This window comes from Termitidicoccus mucosus (genome assembly GCF_038725785.1).
GTDB classification, from domain to species: domain Bacteria; phylum Verrucomicrobiota; class Verrucomicrobiia; order Opitutales; family Opitutaceae; genus Termitidicoccus; species Termitidicoccus mucosus.
Genome location: NZ_CP109796.1, coordinates 534,337 through 552,472 on the forward strand (window position 1 = coordinate 534,337; position 18,136 = coordinate 552,472).

The following is an 18,136-nucleotide window of genomic DNA, read 5'->3' on the forward strand; positions in this document are numbered from 1 at the left end:
CCCGGCGGGGAATCGGGGAGGCATGTTCAATGATTGCCCATGAAACAGGGGACGCCTAGCGCAATTCGCCCAGCCGGATGGCGTCGGGGCGCAAGGGCACAAGGCTCGAAACCGACACTGGTTTGCCTGTCGCGATGCTCTCGTTGGCGGCGATGCCGATCAGGATGGAGGCGGCGCCTTGTTCCGGCCCCGCGGCGCGCTGGAAAGGATCGACCGGCGGGGTGCTGGAAAAAATCTGCTCCTGCAACAGGTCGTCGCTGCCGCCGTGGGCTCCGTGGATGACGGGGACTTCCACGGAGTAGGACGGCTTGAAATGAGGAAACACCCGCAGCTCGGACCTGCCGGCGTGCGCGTGCTCCTGCCCGATGCCGGCGTCCGGCGCCAAATGGGCGCCGTGGAACTCGCGATACTCGACACGCCCGCGATCCCCGTTGAATGCGACGCGGAAACCCTCGTAGGGGCTGAACGCGTTGAGCGAATAGTTGAGCAGGGTGCCGTCGCGGTAGCGGACGAGGACGTTCATGGTGTCCTCGATGTCAATGCCGTTGCGAAAGACATTCCGGTCGCGCACGTAGCCGGTTTCCTTTTCGGCCTCGCCCAGATAGATGGCTTTTTCATAAGGAATATCCTGTATCATTGACCGGCTGTAATCGTAGGCGAAGGGATCGGCGCTCATCGGACCCTGTCCGTAATAGCGGGGATAGCGGGTGAATGCTTCGTCCCCGCGCCGAATCGCGTTTTCCCGGCCATAAAATTGCAACGCGCCGTGGGCGAATACTTCGGAGGGGATGGCGTCGATCCACCAGTTGACGAGGTCGAAATGGTGGGTGGATTTGTGGACGAGCAACCCGCCCGAATTGTGTTTTTCGGAATGCCAGCGGCGGAAGTAATCGGCCCCGTGGCTCGTATTAAGGAGGTATTCCAGGGTGACATGGCGGACTTTGCCGATGACACCGTCCCGCAGTATTTCGCGCACCTTGGTCGCGCCGGGTATCCAGCGGTAGTTGAAGCATACGCGGACCGCGCGTTCGCTCTCCCCGGCGGCCCGCAGGATGGCGGCGCATTTGGCCGCGGTGGTGGTCATGGGCTTTTCGGTCACCGCGTCGCAGCCGGCGCGCAACGCCTCGATGATATAGCGGTCGTGCTCGCAATCAACGGTGCAAACCACGACGACATCGGGCCTGGTCTCGCGGAGCATGCGGCCGAAATCCGCCGCCTGATACACCGGCACCTCGCCATAACCAAAGCGCTCCCGCAGGCGTTTCTGGTGGAATCTCGCCCGCACGATGCTTGCGTCGCACAGTCCGACGATTGCCGCCTCGGCGGGGAACCGGGCCGGCACGGGATCGAGAAACGTTCTGACCCGTCCGCCAGTTCCTACGAAGGCGAAGCGAACGGGAGCGGACGTCCGGGACAGTGGCTTTGCCCCGGCGGGACCGGGCGCATGGGATTGTGGAATGATCATGGATGCAAAAGAGAATGGCACCCTCAATGAGCAGAGGGAAGCCTTGAATCACATGCGTATTGGAATTATTTGATGATGACTTGTCAAAGCTTTTGTTGGCATCTGATGCTGTCGCGCAGACTATCATGCCTGCTTCTGCAATGGCTGGTTGATGCGGAACTTTTCTGATCGTCGATCTCAATCCGGGATGAGACGCAAGGGCAGGAAGGCCGGTGCAAATGCGAGACGGATTGGAAGATGGCTTGCCATTATCGATACCAGGCGTTGCATTCGCAAGGCACACGACAACGTGACGTTTGTTTATCAAATTTAAATCATCTCTCCCCCTATGCCACGAAAAGGCTCATCCAAAAAAAACTCAGCCGCGGGCAAAAACGCCGAGCAAATCAAGTCGATCTCTGACTTTGCCCGTCACCTGAATCTTTCAAGCTGGACGGTGTCCCGTGCGATCAATGGGCACCCGGAAGTGAACGAAAAGACGCGTCTCCGAATCATGTCGGCAATGGATGCGCTGGACTTCAGGCCGAACCCGCTGGCGCGCGGGCTGGGCGGACGGCGCACCAACATGATCGGCGTTTGTTTCATGGGACTCGGCAACCCGATTCTGGATCGCAAGGTTTATTATTTGCAGGAGTTTTTCCGGCGCCATCAATTGCGCAGTTTTCTCGAGATGCGGCCAAGGGACCTGGAGCACGAGACAAGGGCGATCGAGGATTTTAAGCGCATCCACGTTGACGGCATGGTGCTGATTCACTCCGAGCTGGACGCGGCATCCACCCGGCGCTTGTTCGCCGCGCGCGCGTGCGTGCATGTGGATCCGCACCTCCCGCAGCAAAGTCCCTCCGTCGCTCTGGACCGGCATCGCGCCATGCGCCTGCTGATGGAGCATCTTTTGCGGCTGGGGCACCGTTCCTTTGCGTTGTTGGGCATTCGCGAAAGCGACCCCTGGCGCTGGCCGGCCTTGGTGGAGACGGCAAAGGCAAATGGCCTCAACCCGCACAAAGTCCTTCGCCCCGTGGAGCCGCCGCCGGAGATTGAGAGCTTGATCGAGCGAGGCGAACTGATGGCGGAAACCGTTCTCGACTGGACGGAACGCCCCACCGCGATCATCGCAGTGGACGACCGCACCGCGCTGGGCGCGATCCAGGCCTTGCACAAGGCGGGGATCGATGTGCCGCGGCACATGTCCGTCACGGGTTTCGACAATCTTGACCTGGCAAGAAAGCTGCACCCGACACTCACGACAATAGAGCAAAATCCGCTGCGACTCATGGAGCGGGCGGGCGCAATGTTGCTCAAACAGATAGCATTGCCGCCGGACAAACGCGGGCAACCGGTCGTGGAATCGGTGGCTCCGGAACTGATTGTCGGCGAGTCCACCGGTCCCTGCTGGCCCAAGTGAGCCACCGGTCAATGGACCGCCGCCGGCCGGCACCACGGGAAGCCGATTTCACTTGGCAGACGCCGTTCCGCAAAGGCGCGGAAAAGCGCGGGCTCAATGCCGACAATGGACACCTGGGCATCGGAATTGCCACCAGCCGATTCTCGCCGAATCAAGGCAGCAGGGACATCTTGCACCGTGCTCGCATGATGCACGGCGGAAACGCACCGGGTATGCAGCGCCGCCTCCTCCGGACCGCAGATTGGCTGGTCTGGATGGCGAAGGCGGCGGAGCACTTGACCGAACATTTGGGTGCGGGCGGCGGTTTCGTTCGGGACAGTCATCATGGCGCGGGTGCCATCAGCCCGTTCCAATACGCATGAGTCCAGCGTCCGGACAATCCGCCCTTGGGTTCCCTCAAGCACGAGCATCGGGTCGAATGTCTCGCGGCAACTATGCGTGGCGAAGAAAAGAAACCGGACGCCGGCACGGGTGACGAAGCGCACGGCGGCAGTGTCGTAACTCTCGATGGCTTGCGCGCGATAAAGTCCGGCCTCGATTCCGGCAAAATCGTCATTCCCTCCCACCATCGCCCAGTGCAGTCCCATCAGCAGAAAATGCGCGAGGCTGTTGGTGATGGGCGAATCCCACACACTGATGCCTTCCGCCTGGATTCGTCCCGCCCACGAGTTGCGGCGGAAATACGACTCGGGGCGCGGCCACATCCCGAGCCCGCTCACCGCCTGTAATCGCCCGATTCCGCCCGCTTCAATCATGGTGCGGACTTGATGCGTCACGCCCGCATACATTTGCTGAAATCCAACCGCGACAAAGCGTCCGCTGTCCGCGCTGGCGCTTTGGATGGCCTCGATTTCCTCCCATGTCATGGCGAGCGGTTTCTCAACCAGCACGTTGGCGCCGGCCCGCAACGCGGCGATGGTCATGCGCGAATGCCAGGGGATGCCGGTGGGGATGAGCGCCAGGTCGAGTGTGCCTTGGTGTGTTTCCAGCATGAGTTGGAAATCCTCGTAAAGGCGGCACCCAAGCGCCTTGAGTCTGGCGCAAGTCGCGGCCTCCTCCACCTGGTTGACGACCGTGGCGGCCACAAGCCTCACCGTCCCTGACTCCACCAAGGGCAGCAAATGTTCGAGATAGAATTTGCCGTAACCTGAGATGCCGATGATGGCGACGGAAACGGGTGCGGGCTGGTGCATAAAGATGGCGACGACAAGTGGTATCGTTTCATTTTGGCGCCCACTTGGCGCGTCCGCCGTTGTCGGCAAGGAAACCCAGCCCGGACTGATAGGCGACTAGTTGGGCATCGAGAAGCATGTCCGCGCTGTGCGGAACCACTTCGCCTTGCCGGTTCCTCCCCGCAAAGCTGTGGGACGGGGATTCGATGACCACCGACAGCACGCCGCAGTGCATGTTGAGCGCGGCATCCAGATTCACGAGCGCGTTGCCGCGCTTGGGCTTCGCCGCCTCGATGGCGGGATCCTTTGTCCCCTGCAATCCGGCGAGCGCCAGCGCGGTATGCACGGTGCGGTAGAGCTCCTCGTAAACCGCATCGAGCCGCAACTCGGCCGCGGGCCGATGCATGCGCATGTAATAATTTTCCGGCGGCGCGCCCGTGTGCATGTTGAAAAGCAAATCCGGCTTTTCGCGGGACATGAGATCAAGCAGCGCTTGTGTCTCCGGCTGCCGGGCGCCGAGAAAATCATCGTGCATCAGATTCACGCCGGCATCGTTCGGATATCCGCCAGGGAACTGCGTGCGGGAAAACTCGAGCGGAATGAACTCCTTGATCGTGGGCCAGCCGATGGGCCTGCCGTTTTTCCATGTGCCCGTGTTGAAATATTGGTGATAGCGATTGTCCGTGCCGGCAAACGGCTCCATGCGCAGCGGAATGCGCACCCGCCCGTCGATGTTTACGACAGGCACCAGCACGATTCGGTCGATCCTGGCCGCGGCCGCGGTCAACTCGGGCCACTCGCGACCGCGCAGGTCACGGCCGGTTTCCAGCACCGAAATGAAATTCACCACGCCAACAATGCCCTCGAACTCCCCGCCATGGACACCGCCCAGCCCCACGAAGACTTTTTTCGCGTGATCCGGACCGAGATACGCGCGCACATCGAAAAAGCCGATCGCCCCGGAAAACGTCGTGGTGCCCCTGCCTTTGCGCGGCTCACCGTAGGCCACGGCCAGAATCGGACGCCCGCCGGCGGTGCGGCCAATTTCCATGACGCGCCCCCGCTTTACTTTTTCCTTAAGAAAGCTGGCGATCGCATCAACCTCGCTGACCCAGAAGGCAGGGATTTCGTCCGCGTTCTGCAGCAAGTCATTCGGGATATCGGGAAAATCCGGATTACCCGGCACGGGCTTCCCCGCGAAGATCGGCAGCGCAAACACGAAACCCGCAAGCAAGACGGCGAAAACACGGACACGGCATGGACGGCGGGAATTGGACGGTGACATAAAAAGAAGCAGGTTGGAAAACACGCGACAGTTGGAATACCGGGATGGAAGCAGCGACGGGGCCACATGTTCACATGCGCATGTGATTTTTCAATGAGAATTTTTGAGTTTGCCCCGCTTTTCACTGGAAAAGCACCGGACGCATGCGGATTAGCAGGAATTTTATCTGAAGCCAAAACGCAAACCGGACTTGCAATCGGCCAACTTATAACCAAATGGTTACTTTATCATGATTGCATCCCCCAATGTGACCAAGGCCGCCGTGAACCTTCCTCCGCCGCCTTGCACCGCCGGCACGGCGGACGATTTTCTCTCCGAACCGGCGCCCGCCACCATCGAGGCCGTGGCCGCGATGCCCCGGGGCCCGGTCGCGATTCTCGGCGCAGGCGGGAAAATGGGCCTGCATCTCAGCCTCATGCTGAAGAAAGCAGCCGTCGCCGCCGGGCAGCCCGAACGCCGCGTCATCGCCATTTCCCGTTTTGCGTCCTTGCGCGATCGCGGCGGCTTTGAGGCTGCCGGCATCACCACCATTCCTTGCGACCTTTCCGTGCCGGTCAATGTCGCCGCGCTTCCCGATGCATCCGTCGTGTTTTTTCTGGCCGGTGTCAAATTCGGCACCGCCTCCTCGCCCCTTCTTCTGGAGCAGATGAATGTCACCGTCCCCAAGCTTGTCGCCGCCCGTTACAAAGATTCCCGCATGGTCGTCTTCTCCACCGGTTGCGTCTATCCTTTCGCCCCGGTCAATACCCGTGGTTGCACGGAATCCACGCCTCCCGCCCCGGTCGGTGATTATGCCCAATCCTGCCTTCGCCGCGAACAAATCTTTGCCGCCGCCTCCGCCGCCCATGGCACATCCGTCGTCCTCATTCGCCTCAACTATGCCGTCGAGTTTCGTTATGGCGTGCTCGTGGACATCGCGACGAAAGTCCGCGACGGTCTGCCGGTGGACGTCACCATGGGTCACGTCAATATCATCTGGCAACCCGATGCGCTCAATCACATCATTCGTGCCGCCTCCATTGCGGCGAGCCCCGCCGTGCCGCTCAACATCACCGGTTCCGGTGTCCATCGCGTCCGGGATATCGCCGCGGATTTTGGTGCGTTTTTGGGCGCCGCTCCGGTCATCACCGGTGACGAAGCGACCACCGCGTGGCTCAACGACGCTTCGCATTCCCATCGGCTTTTCGGCCTTCCGCCGACATCGCCCGGCACCATGCGCCAATGGATCGCAAGCTGGCTCGCCTCCGGGGGCCACACATGGGGCAAACCCACCGGCTTTGAAAAACGCGATGGCAAATTCTGATCCCCGCCGCCCCTCCATATAACCAACGCCAGACTTATATAAATGCACAGTATCCCCTCCATCCGAAACCATCTGCTCGCCGGCCAGGTCATTCCTGCTTTGCCCCTTGCGCTCGACCGCCGCCGTCGCTGGTCCGAACTCCGCCAACGTGCCGTCTTGCGCTATTACCTGGATGCCGGCGCGGGAGGCGTCGCTGTCGGCGTGCATTCCACACAGTTCGAAATCCGCGAAAAAAAGCACGGTCTCTTTGGGCCCCTGCTCGCCTTCGCCGCTGAAACCATCACCAGCTGGCTCGACTCTCGTCCGCGTCCGTTTCTTCGGATTGCCGGTGTCTGTGGCCGCACCTCCCAAGCCGTGACTGAGGCGGAAATCGCGGCGGGACTCGGCTACCATGCCGCGCTCCTCAGCGTCGCCGCCTTTAAAAACGAAAACGAGCGCGTCATCATACGCCATTGCGAACGGGTCGCCCGCACGATTCCCGTCATCGGGTTTTATCTCCAGACGGCGGTGGGTGGACGCATGCTCAGTTATCGCTTTTGGAGAGCCTTTGCCGACATCCCAAACGTCGTTGCCGTGAAAATGGCTCCCTTCAACCGCTATCAGACACATGATGTCATCCGCGCCGTCATCGACTCCGGCCGCGAGGACATCGCGCTCTACACCGGCAACGACGACAATATCATTGTCGATCTGCTCACACCCTTTGCCCACGCGGGCAAAACCAGGTATGTCGTCGGCGGGCTTCTCGGCCAATGGGGCGTGTGGACCGAGCGCGCGACGGATATCCTGGCCGGCATCAAAAAAGCCAGGAACAGGCAAAAAATTTCCGCCGACTGGCTTGCGCGCGCCGCCGCGCTCACCGATGCCAATGGCGCCATTTTCGATGTCGCCAACGGCTTTGCCGGTTGTATTCCCGGCATCCACGAAATTCTCCGCCGCCAGGGAATTTTTGAAACCACCGCCTGCCTCAATCCGCACGAAAAGCTCTCGCCCGGGCAGGCTGCCGAACTCGATCGTGTCATTCGCGCCTACCCGTGGCTCACCGACGATACCTTCGTTCAAGAAAACCGCCATCGCTGGCTTAAATAAACCAGGCGCGGGATGGCACTCCCGCGCATCCCGCATATACGTTCCGCCGACCCGATTCCATCATGCCATTTTCCGCTTTTGATATCATCGGTCCGGTGATGGTGGGCCCCTCCAGCTCGCACACGGCGGGCGCGGCGCGGCTTGGGCTCATGGCGCGTCGTTTGCTCGGCGAGGTTCCGCGCGCCGCCGCGATCACGCTTCACGGATCTTTTGCGGCCACCGGCCACGGCCACGCCACCGACCGCGCCCTTCTTGCCGGCCTGCTCGGCCTCGCTCCGGATGACGCCTCCCTGCCGCGCTCGCGCGAACTCGCCGCCGCCGCCGGCCTCGCCTTTGCCTTCGCCGCCGAGGATATGGGCGAGTCCGTTCACCCCAACACCGCACGCATTCAACTAACCTCCTCCGAGGCCGGAGCGGCCGATGCCCCGGATTCCCTCACGATGACCGGCTCCTCGCTCGGAGGCGGCGTCATTGAGATATCGAGCATAGACGGCTACGCCACGTCCTTTCGCGGCGACCTCGACACACTTGTTTGCTGGCACGAAGACCGGAGGGGTTTTCTCGCCCACATCACGGCCATCGTTGCCTGTGTCGAGGTCAACATTGCCGCGCTCCGAACCACGCGCACCGGGCGGGGCACGCATGCGCTCACTGTCATCGAAACCGATGGTCCGCTTCCCTCCGCCGCGCTCAATCTCTTCGCGCATATCCCCTGGCTCGCCCGCCTCCGCGCCCTGCCTCCGCTCCCGTGAACAGCTCCCGCTCATCCGCCACTGACGACACCAATGCGCCCGCCGGTTCATGGGACTGGGACTGCGCAAAAACGCTCGTCGCTCTCTGCGCGGCCCGCCACTGCGCCATCGCCGACGCCGCCTTGCAACGCGAAGCCGCCGAATCCGGGCAACCCGCCTCCGCGCTGCTTGCCCGCATGGAAGACCGCTACCGCATCATGCGCGATGCCATCCGCCAGGGACTGGCCATCAACACGCGCTCCACCAGCGGACTTTCCGGCGGCGATGCCGCGCGCTTGCAGGCCTATTCGCAAACTGCCGCCCCGCTGCTCGGCCCGCACCTCGCCCGGACAATGGCCTATGGCTTCGCCGTGCTCGAAATCAACGCGCAGTTCGGCCGCATCGTGGCAACGCCCACCGCCGGCTCCTCCGGCATCGTGCCCGCCTGTCTTTTGATGCTGGAAGAAACGCGCGGACTCTCAGAGCAGCAGGCGGCCCGCGCCCTGTTCACCGCGGCGGGCATCGGTCTGGTCATCGGACGCCGCGCGCCTTTTTCCGGGGCGCAAGGCGGATGCCAGGCGGAGGTCGGCAGCGCTTCCGCGATGGCCGCCGCCGCCATTGTGGAAGCGGAGGGAGGCACTCCCCAACAAGCGGCGGATGCCGCCGCCTTCGCGCTCATGAATACCCTCGGCATGGTCTGCGACCCGATCGGCGGATATGTTGAGATCCCCTGCGTGAGTCGCAACGGCATGTTTGCCGTCCATTCCTTCCTTGCGGCGACGATGGCGCTTGCCGGCATCCGCGGCATGGTTCCCCTGGACGACGTTGTGACTGCCATGCGCGACATCGGCCGCCGGATGCCCCGCGCGCTCAAGGAAACGTCGCAGGCCGGCCTCGCCACGACCCCGACGGGCCTCCTGCATCGGCCGCAACCCATCCGGAACCCCGCCGAGAATATCAAATAGGCATGTGAAACATGAAAAGTTTTATCATGTTTCATATTGACAAAATAATTCCAATACGCATTTGTTTTTTTCGTTAAATTTCCCCGTCCCCACTCCCCTTGGCACACTTTCTGCAAAATTATGCCCCGTGAATGCGCATTTTGACGGCCCGGCACCGGCCAGTGATTCCAGTGCCCCGGTCACACGTTTCCCACCAATCCACCAACCCGATCGCTTGTTCCATCCTATGACAACAACTGTTCTCCCTGTCTCCAGCCGCGACCGCTGCCACCATGCGCGGGCGTGGGCTCAGCTCGTGCTTCCCTGCCTGGCGCTGCTTGCGGCCGCGCCGGGCTCCGGGCAAACCGTGTCTCCTCCGGGAAATGAAATTGCCGGCGAAGAGCCGGTCATCATGTCGCCGTTCGAAGTGGTTTCCGAGCAGGACAAAGGCTACATGGCCAGCTCGGCCCAATCGGGCACGCGCCTGCGCACGGATCTCCGCGATATCGCCTCCTCGATTTCGGTGATCACGAAGGATTTTATGAACGACGTCGGCGCCACCGGCCTTGAGGGACTGCTCATCTACACGCTGGGCACCGAGGTCAACGGACTGGGCGGCAATTTTTCCGACGCCGGCACGATCGACAATCCCAACGGGGCGGAGACGGACTACGACGCGGCGTTTGCCTCGGCGACACCGAGCACGCGTGTCCGCGGGCTGACCTCGGCGGATCTCTCCCGCGACTTCTTCGTCAGCCGGCTGCCGGTTGACAGTTATAATATCGAGCGGATGGAAATCAGCCGCGGCCCGAACGCGATGCTCTTCGGCCTGGGCAGCCCCTCCGGCATCATCAACTCCTCGCTGATTTCCGCGCGACTGAACGGCAACCGCACGTCGTTGGGGTTTCGTTTCGATCAATACGGCTCGTTGCGCGCGGAACTGGACCACAACCAAGTGTTGATTCGCAACAAGCTCGCGCTGCGGGCCTCCACCGTCTTTGAGGACTCGAATTACAAGGTCGAGGAAGCCTGGCGCGAAAACAAGCGGCTGTTCCTTACCGCCATCTACCGTCCGTTCAGGAACACCACCTTGAAAGCAGGCGTCGAGTTTGGTGATGTCGATTCCAACATGCCCGAGCTTCGCCCGCCCTTCGATGCCTACACCCAGTGGTGGGCGATGGGCAGGCCAGCCTGGAATCCCAGCACCAATACCGGCGTGCTGCTCGGCACGCCCGCGTCCGGCTGGCCCGCCACGGTCTTTAATGCCAATGGCAGCGCTGCGAACACCGGGGGTGTCGGCTACGACGGCGCAGGCTCGCCAAATTCCGGCAATCTCTTCGGCGGGCAGATCGGCGCCATGGGCAATGGCTCGCGCCAGATGGTGATCGTTTACAACGACCCCAACAGCCCGGTGCCCTCCCTCGGGCTCCCCGGTTCCGGCGTGGTCGGTTTCCGCAATGGCAATTACAACGCGAACAAACCAAACGCGAACGCCACCTCCTACACCCAGACCCAGACCAGGGGCGTGCGCGACTGGAACTACATCTACAACAATGTCCTTCATTACACGGAAATCACCAAGGGTTTTTGGAAGTCGCAGCAAATCTCCGACCCGTCCATTTTCAATTTCTACGAGCACATGTTGCACGGCCAGAACAAGCACGAGTGGGCCGATTTCGAGGCGTATGACGTCACCCTCGAACAGCGGTTTTTCAACGGCAAGGCCGGTGCCGAACTTTCCTTCCACCGGGAGCTGCTCGACAACGGCAACGTGATGCAGCTCGACAGCGTGATCAGCGGTTACACCCTGCGCATCGACATGAATTCGCACCTCGGCAACGGCGAGGTTAACCCGAATTTCGGGCGTCCGTTTGTGACCGGCTACAGCAAGGCGACGCTCCAGCGCTACGAACAGGAGGGAGTGCGCGGCACGGTTTATTATGATCTCGACCTGCAAAACATAAGCAAACGCGTCAGCTGGCTCGGCAAACTGCTGGGCCGTCACCGGCTGACCGGCACATGGACGGCGCTGGATAATTCCGCGTTTGAGAGCAAGAACAACTTTGCCCTCGCCTCGGGGCTTGATTACATGGCGACGGAATGGGGGGCCACGGTGAACGACCTGAATTCGGGCCGGCGCGGCCTGCCGGTCATGCGCTATCTCGGCCCCGACGTCAGCGCCTCTCCCGTGCCGGCGGCCGGCGCCTTCGCGGTTCCCGTCACGCAGGATGCGAGCAGTCTCGGCTCCGCCAAAATCCTTTATTACGCCCAGCCCACCGCCGCCACCAACCCCACGCCGGGCACCTGGTCGGAGCAAACCTTCAGCATTCTGGCCGCGGGAGAAAAAGACGTGGACGAGGTGATCAGCAAGGCCACCCGCAAGCGGGAGAAAGTCGACTCGCTCGTCGGCGTGGCGCAAAGCTACTGGTGGGACGGCACGCTCGTCAGCACACTGGGCTGGCGCCAGGACAAGGTGCGGACCTACGATGCCGGCTCGGTGCAATACGACGCGCAGACAGGCCGCGCCATCCTCGACGGCTTCGATGCCGTGCCCACGGGCCGGCAGACCGAGACCAGCTTCAACTACGGCTTCGTGCTTCACTCCCCCGAGTTCATCCGCCGTCACCTGCCGTTCGGCTCGTCGCTCAGCCTGATTTACAACCACGCGGACAATTTCCGGCCCGCCGGCCAGCGCTATGACATTTATGACAATCTCCTGCCCGCCGAGACCGGCGAGAGCAAGGAATACGGCGTTTTGCTCTCCACGCTGAACGGCAGGCTGGTGTTCAAGTTCATGAAATACGAGACGACCTCCGGCCTGTCTTCCTCCCTGTTCACGCTGAGCACGGCGATCACCAATCTGGCCAAGGGAATTGCCGAGATGAGAGAGCAAATCCTCCGGGGCAACAACTGGTGGAACAACAGTGGCCACCCCGACGACCCCGCCACCTACCCTGGCAACCCTGCGGGCATCGCCGCGTTCAACGCCTGGTATGACGGCCCGGTGGGCATGGCGCTGCGCAACACGTTTCGCATCCGGGAAACCGGTTCGGGCGAGGCGGCCGAGGTTATTTATGATGATCGCGCGGGCAGCGTTGTCGCCACGGCGGATGTCGTCTCGAAGGGCGAGGAATACGAGGTTGTTTTCAATCCCACGCCGCAATGGCGCATCGCGCTCAACGCGAACCGCGCCGAGGCCGTGCGCACCAACATCGCGCGCGATTTCCAGGCCCTCATGCTCAATTCCATCATGCCGCTCGTCAACGGCCCCGCCGGCGCCTTGAGCCCCAACCCGAACGGCTTTTCCGAATTCGAGACCGTATTCCTCAAGGAACGCATGACCCTGCAGGTTTATAACCAGATGCTGCCCAAGACCGCGGCCGAGGGCCTGCCCGCCAACGAACTGCGCGAATGGCGCTTTAACGCGATCACCAACTATGACTTTACCCGCGGCTTCCTGAAAGGCTGGAACATCGGCGGCGGCGTGCGCTGGCAGGACAAGGTCGCGATCGGCTTCCCCGTCGTCCACGTCAACGGCGACACCTCGCTCGACCGCGTGTCCGACGTGCGCAATCCTTACTACGGCCCGAGGCAGACCGATTTCGACCTCTGGATCGGCTATACGCGCAAGTTCAAAAAATTCATCTTCAAGGCGCAGTTGAATGTGAAGAACATCGGCGTGGGCGATGAGTTGATTCCGGTCGAAGCGCAGCCCGACGGTTCGGTCGCCGCCTGGCGCATCCGCGAGCCGCAATATATTTCGATGCGCACCTCGTTTGCTTTCTGAGGGCGGCCAAGGCCGCGCCAATGACAACACCCAAGGCCGCCCGGCGGTGGCACGAGTCCCCGCAGACGGCCTTTTTTTAATTCATTTACCCGAAACAATGCGGGCGGAGTCCGCTGCCATGTATAAAACCGAAATTCCAGTGGAATAATATAATATTATGAGAACAACAAACATCTGTTTGATAATGGCATTATTGGCTGGCTTGTCGGGAATGGCCGCTCCCGGCGCGCGGGCGCTGCCCGTGTTCCCCGGTGCGGAGGGCTTCGGCACCGAGACGGTCGCCGGGCGCGGCTCGGCGGGGGCACCGGCCATCATTTATACAGTGACCTCGCTGGCCGACAGCGATCCGACGGTGGAAGGCGAATTTCGCTATGGCGTGGAAACCCTTTCCGGCCCGAGAGTCATCGTGTTCGCGGTTTCCGGCGTGATTGAACTCAAAAAAGTAATTCGCGTCCGCAACACCCGACCGTATCTCACTATTGCCGGGCAAACCGCGCCCTATCCGGGAATCACCATAAAAAACTCCGGGCTTGATATACAGACGCATGACATCCTGGTGCAGCATATCGCCATTCGCCCGGGCGCGCGGCCCAAGGCGGCCAGCGGCGAGTGGTCGGGCCTGTTGGGCTATTCGAGCCGGAAATGCATCCTGCTGAACGCAGTGGCAGGGGTGCCCGATGCCAATGCATGCTACAACATCGTGTTCGATCATGTCTCGACGAGCTGGGGCACCGACGAAAACATCACGCTTTCCGGGAAAGCCCTCTCGGATACCGGAAAAAACACAGTCAACGATGTCACGTTCAGCAACTCGCTTAATTATGAGGCGCTGCGTTTTTGCGGCAAGGAAGGGCCGGTGAGCGAGGGTGCCTACGAGGGCCACCCGGACGTTTACGACACGGTGGATGGCAATGTGGTCAGGGTCAAGAATGCCTCCATCAACGGAATCGACGGCCATTCCGCCGGCTTTTATGTTTATGAAAAATCAAAAAACGTTTCGCTGGTGTGCAACATCCTTGCCTATAATCGTTGGCGCAACCCCCTGATGGCCGCCGGCGGGAAGGACACGCGCATCATCAACAATCTCATTTTCGCCCCCGGCGAGTCGTCCGGGCACCGGATTAACGTGGGAAACCTTTACCCCTACGGCGCGGAATCAGCCACCTACGATTTCAAGGCCTCGGCCGACGGCAATGTCGTCATCCTGCACGAGGATCCCACCCAGTTTCCAACCTGGTCCCCCGCCAATGAGAAATATGGCGCGAATGCCACGCAGGCGCTCCAGGTCGAGTCCACCGCCGCGGTCAACACGCAGTTGTTTCTTAATAACAACCGCCTCTGGCATCCGACCTATGAGGGAAACTGGGTGCCTTACGCCGATCCGTTTAACGCGACCTTGGTTACACAAAAACGCGCGGTCACGCCGCTCGCCACCGACCCGTTCACGATCGACGGAGTCACCCTGTCCCCCCCCGGGTGGACGCCCGCGCAGCTTGAGGCGGAACTGCTCGCCAAATCGGGCGCCCGCCCCTTGGTGCGCGACCTTCATGACAAACGCCTGATCAAGCAAATCCGGGAGCGCCGCCTGCGGGACTGGACGGATTTGCCGAGCCAGAGCATCACGGAAAACTGGTCGGGCGACATCGACTTGGGCGAACTCGACGCGGATGGCTACCAAACCACCCAAGGTTCGCATGATTTGATTTTCCCGTCCGACCCGCAGGGCGACTCGGACGGCGACGGCTATACCAATTTCGAGGAATGGCTGCACGCCTGGTCGGCTTTTGTCGAGGCGGTGCCCGGCGCCCCGCTAAGCGACGCTGTTCCGAGCGTGAATGATTTCGAAAACGGCGACCCAGGCAACTGGATCGCCAGCGGTACGGGTGCCTGGTCGGTTGCGACGCTGGGGACGTCCGGCGCTCCCGGATACAACAAAGTTTATTCCCAAACGGACACGACCGGCGACGCCCGCGCCATTCTTGAAAATACAAACTGGGCCTATCAAACCGTGCAGGCGGACGTGACCCTGGCATCGTTTGATGGCGCCGGGTATGATTGCGGCATCCTTGGCCGCTGCCGCGATAGCGACAATCACTACAGCCTCGTCCTGCGCGATGGAAACCTTCTCGAACTGCGGCGCGTGGCCGGGGGAATCACCACGGTGCTGGCCTCCACAAGCTACACCGTCACTGCCGGAGCCACCCACCGGCTCGCGCTGACATTGGACGGTCCCCAGTTAATCGCCACCGCCAGCGTTTGGGATGCCGGCAGCTCCGCATGGTCGGCTCCGGTCCGGATAACAGGCTTTGACTACAGCCCCATCGCCAATGGCAATGCGGGAATCGCGACCCACCGCGCCGCGGCGCAATTCGACAACGTGTTCGCCTCCGATGCCATCGCCGCCGCCCATCCGCCGGTCGCGCCGACCGCCGCCGCGGCCACTTCCATCACCACCAGCGGCTTCACCGCCAACTGGGGTTTTGTTGCCGGCGCGACCGCCTACCGCCTCGACGTTTCCACCGACTCCTCCTTCGCAACCTTCATTTCCGGCGGCGAAGACATCCTCGTCGGTGCCAGCCTCAGCCATGCCGTCACCGGCCTCGCCCCCGCAGTCACCTATTACTACCGCGTCCGCGCTGTCGGCCCCGGCGGCGCCAGTGACAGCTCCGTCGCCGCGAGCGTTACGACCCAGCCCCTTCCCACCGCGCCCCCCGGCATCACCAGCGCCTTGGCCGCCACCGGCACCGTCGGCTCCGCCTTCAGTTACCAAGTCACCGCCACCAACACTCCCGACAGCTACGCAGCCACCGGCCTCCCCTCGGGACTCGGCATCAACCCCGCCACCGGGTTCATCAGCGGCACGCCCGCCACCGACGGCGCGAGCGATGTCACGCTCACGGCGTCCAATGCCGTCGGCGTCAGCGCGCCCGTCACCCTCGCCATCAGCATTGCTCCTTATGTCCCGCCTGTCGTTCCTCCCGTGATCGGCGGCAACCTCACTGCCGCCGCAGTGCAGGGCATGCCCTTCAGCTACGCCATCAGCGCCAGCAACAACCCCTCCGGCTACGGCGCCACCGCGCTCCCCCCCGGCCTCTCGTTCGACCCCGCCGCCGGCATCATCAACGGCGTTCCCACCGCCTCCGGCAACTACACCGTCGCCCTCACCGCCACCAATGCCGGCGGCACCGGCAACGCCAGCCTCACGATCATCATCGCGCCGCCACCGCCGCCCTCCGCCACCCCCGTGATCAACTGCTCCGCCTCGGTCGCCGCCGCCGTCGACGAAGCCTTCTCGTTTCAAGTCACCGCGACCAACGACCCCGCCAGTTACTCCGCCGCCGGCCTCCCCGCCGGCCTCGCCATCAACTCCGCCACCGGCCACATCAGCGGCCATCCCGCGTTTGTCGGAGTCAGCACTGTCACGCTCGCCGCCTCCAACTCCGCCGGCACCGGCACGGCGCAACTCCTCATCGCCATCGAGGGCAAGGTCGGCCTCGTCACCCTCGCCGGCACCGCGACCGTCTCCGGCACGGCCAACGGCAACGGACTCGCCGCGCAATTCAACGCCCCTGAAGGCGCGGCGGCCTCCGACAAAGCCGGCAATCTTTATGTCGCCGACACCGCCAGTCACACCATCCGCCGCATCGCCCCCGACGGCACCGTCACCACTTACGCCGGCCAGCCCGGCGTCCCCGGCGCGGTCAACGGTGCCGCCGCCGCGCGGTTCAATTCGCCTTCGTCCATCGTCATCGATGCCGATGGAGCCACTCTGTATGTCGCCGACACCGGCAACCAGGTCATCCGCAAAATCGACATCCCCACCGCCGAAGTCAGCATTCTCGCCGGCCTTCCCAATGACGCCGGCAGCACCGATGGCGCCCACTTTGCCGCCCGCTTCGACACGCCTTCCGGCCTCGCCCTCGACGCGGACGGCAACCTCTACGTTGCCGACACCGGCAACAGCACCATCCGCAAAATCGTCATCGCCACCGGCGCCGTGACCACGCTCGCCGGCTCGCCCGGCGCCCCCGGTTCGTCCGATGGCCCCCTCGTCTCCGCCCGTTTCGACATGCCCACCGGGCTCGCCATCGACACCGCCGCCGCGCATCTCCACATCGCCGACACCGGCAACAGCACCATCCGCAGGCTCATCCTCTCGACCGGCGTGGTCGAGACCCTCGCCGGCGTTCCCGGCCAGACCGGCATGGCTGACGGGACTCGCGCCAACGCCCGCTTCAACACACCGCAGGCCCTCGCCACCGACGCCGCCGGCAACCTTTACGTCGCCGATACCGGCAACGATATCCTCCGCAAAATCGAGCCCGCCACGCGCGCTGTCACGACCATCATCGGAATCGCCGGACAACCCGGCTCGCAGGACGGCATCGGCCCGCAAGCCGCCGTGAACGCGCCCGCCGGCATGACTGCCGACGCCGCCGGCAACATCTATGTGCTGGACACCGGCAACCACACCGTCCGCGCCCTTCAGGCCAGCCCGGCCATCATCACGCACCCTGCGGACCGGACTGTTTCCTCCGGCGCGGCGACAACCCTCGCTGTTGTCGCCGCCGGCTCCCCCGTTCTCTCCTATCAATGGCACAAAAATGGCCTGCCCATCGTCAACGCAACCAGCGCCACCCTCGGAATCGCTCCCGCCACGGCGACCGACGCGGCCAGTTACACCGTGGTCGTCTCGAACCAGATGGGGGCTGTCCAGAGCCTCCCCGCCGTGCTCACGGTCGGAGATTCCAGCGGCGGCGACACTCTCCCCGGACATGCAACCAATACTGGCGGAGGAGGAGGCGCGCCCGGCTGGCTGCATCTCCTTGGCTTGACGCTGCTCCTCGCGCTTCGCCGCGCCACTGGTAACTGAATCGTGCGCCGCGGAGCACATTGATGTATCTTTCTTGCCGAATCTTATCCCGAACGAGTTCTAGGCGCACGCGTCAAAATATGGC

General features: G+C 62.6%; 10 protein-coding genes. 7 read left to right on the plus strand and 3 right to left on the minus strand.

The annotated features are described in order from the left end of the window. Positions 1 to 55 precede the first annotated feature (55 nt). Positions 56 to 1,465, minus strand: a complete 1,410-nt coding sequence (locus OH491_RS01905; protein WP_084441995.1) for a Gfo/Idh/MocA family oxidoreductase — start codon at positions 1,463 to 1,465, stop codon at positions 56 to 58. A gap of 328 nt (positions 1,466 to 1,793) precedes the next feature. Here OH491_RS01905 and OH491_RS01910 point away from each other — a divergent pair, with 328 nt between their 5' ends. Next, the gene (locus tag OH491_RS01910; RefSeq protein ID WP_068769584.1) at positions 1,794 to 2,867 is read left to right on the plus strand and encodes a LacI family DNA-binding transcriptional regulator; all 1,074 of its coding nucleotides are present in this window, start codon (positions 1,794 to 1,796) and stop codon (positions 2,865 to 2,867) included. Between the two features lie 8 nt (positions 2,868 to 2,875). On the opposite strand, the gene OH491_RS01915 is transcribed toward OH491_RS01910, so the two are convergent. Next, positions 2,876 to 4,060, minus strand: coding sequence for a Gfo/Idh/MocA family protein (locus OH491_RS01915; RefSeq protein WP_068769583.1), 1,185 nt, complete (start codon positions 4,058 to 4,060; stop codon positions 2,876 to 2,878). Between the two features lie 28 nt (positions 4,061 to 4,088). After that, positions 4,089 to 5,273, minus strand: a complete 1,185-nt coding sequence (locus tag OH491_RS01920) for a M14 family zinc carboxypeptidase (protein ID WP_068769582.1) — start codon at positions 5,271 to 5,273, stop codon at positions 4,089 to 4,091. Positions 5,274 to 5,553: 280 nt separating this feature from the next. Between OH491_RS01920 and OH491_RS01925 the strand changes: the two genes are divergently transcribed. The 6 genes from OH491_RS01925 (at position 5,554) to OH491_RS01950 (ending at position 18,051) form a co-directional block, all read left to right on the plus strand. Further along, a complete protein-coding gene (locus tag OH491_RS01925) occupies positions 5,554 to 6,627 on the plus strand; it encodes an NAD(P)-dependent oxidoreductase (protein ID WP_334319182.1) in 1,074 nt (357 codons plus the stop codon). A 42-nt stretch (positions 6,628 to 6,669) separates the two neighbouring features. Then, positions 6,670 to 7,716: a dihydrodipicolinate synthase family protein gene (locus OH491_RS01930; RefSeq protein WP_068769581.1), complete on the plus strand. Its 1,047-nt coding sequence runs from the start codon at positions 6,670 to 6,672 to the stop codon at positions 7,714 to 7,716. A gap of 62 nt (positions 7,717 to 7,778) precedes the next feature. Beyond that, a complete protein-coding gene (gene sdaAB / locus OH491_RS01935) occupies positions 7,779 to 8,468 on the plus strand; it encodes an L-serine ammonia-lyase, iron-sulfur-dependent subunit beta (protein ID WP_068769580.1) in 690 nt (229 codons plus the stop codon). Next, positions 8,465 to 9,412, plus strand: a complete 948-nt coding sequence (gene sdaAA, locus OH491_RS01940; RefSeq protein ID WP_084441993.1) for an L-serine ammonia-lyase, iron-sulfur-dependent, subunit alpha — start codon at positions 8,465 to 8,467, stop codon at positions 9,410 to 9,412. Before sdaAB ends, sdaAA begins: the two co-directional genes overlap by 4 nt. Before the next feature lie 226 nt (positions 9,413 to 9,638). Further along, positions 9,639 to 13,178 carry a TonB-dependent receptor plug domain-containing protein gene (locus OH491_RS01945; protein WP_084441992.1) on the plus strand — a complete coding sequence of 1,180 codons (3,540 nt, stop codon included), beginning with the start codon at positions 9,639 to 9,641 and terminating at the stop codon, positions 13,176 to 13,178. 211 nt (positions 13,179 to 13,389) lie between these two features. After that, positions 13,390 to 18,051 (plus strand): putative Ig domain-containing protein, encoded by a 4,662-nt coding sequence (locus OH491_RS01950; protein ID WP_068769578.1) that lies wholly within the window; start codon positions 13,390 to 13,392, stop codon positions 18,049 to 18,051. Positions 18,052 to 18,136 lie beyond the last annotated feature (85 nt).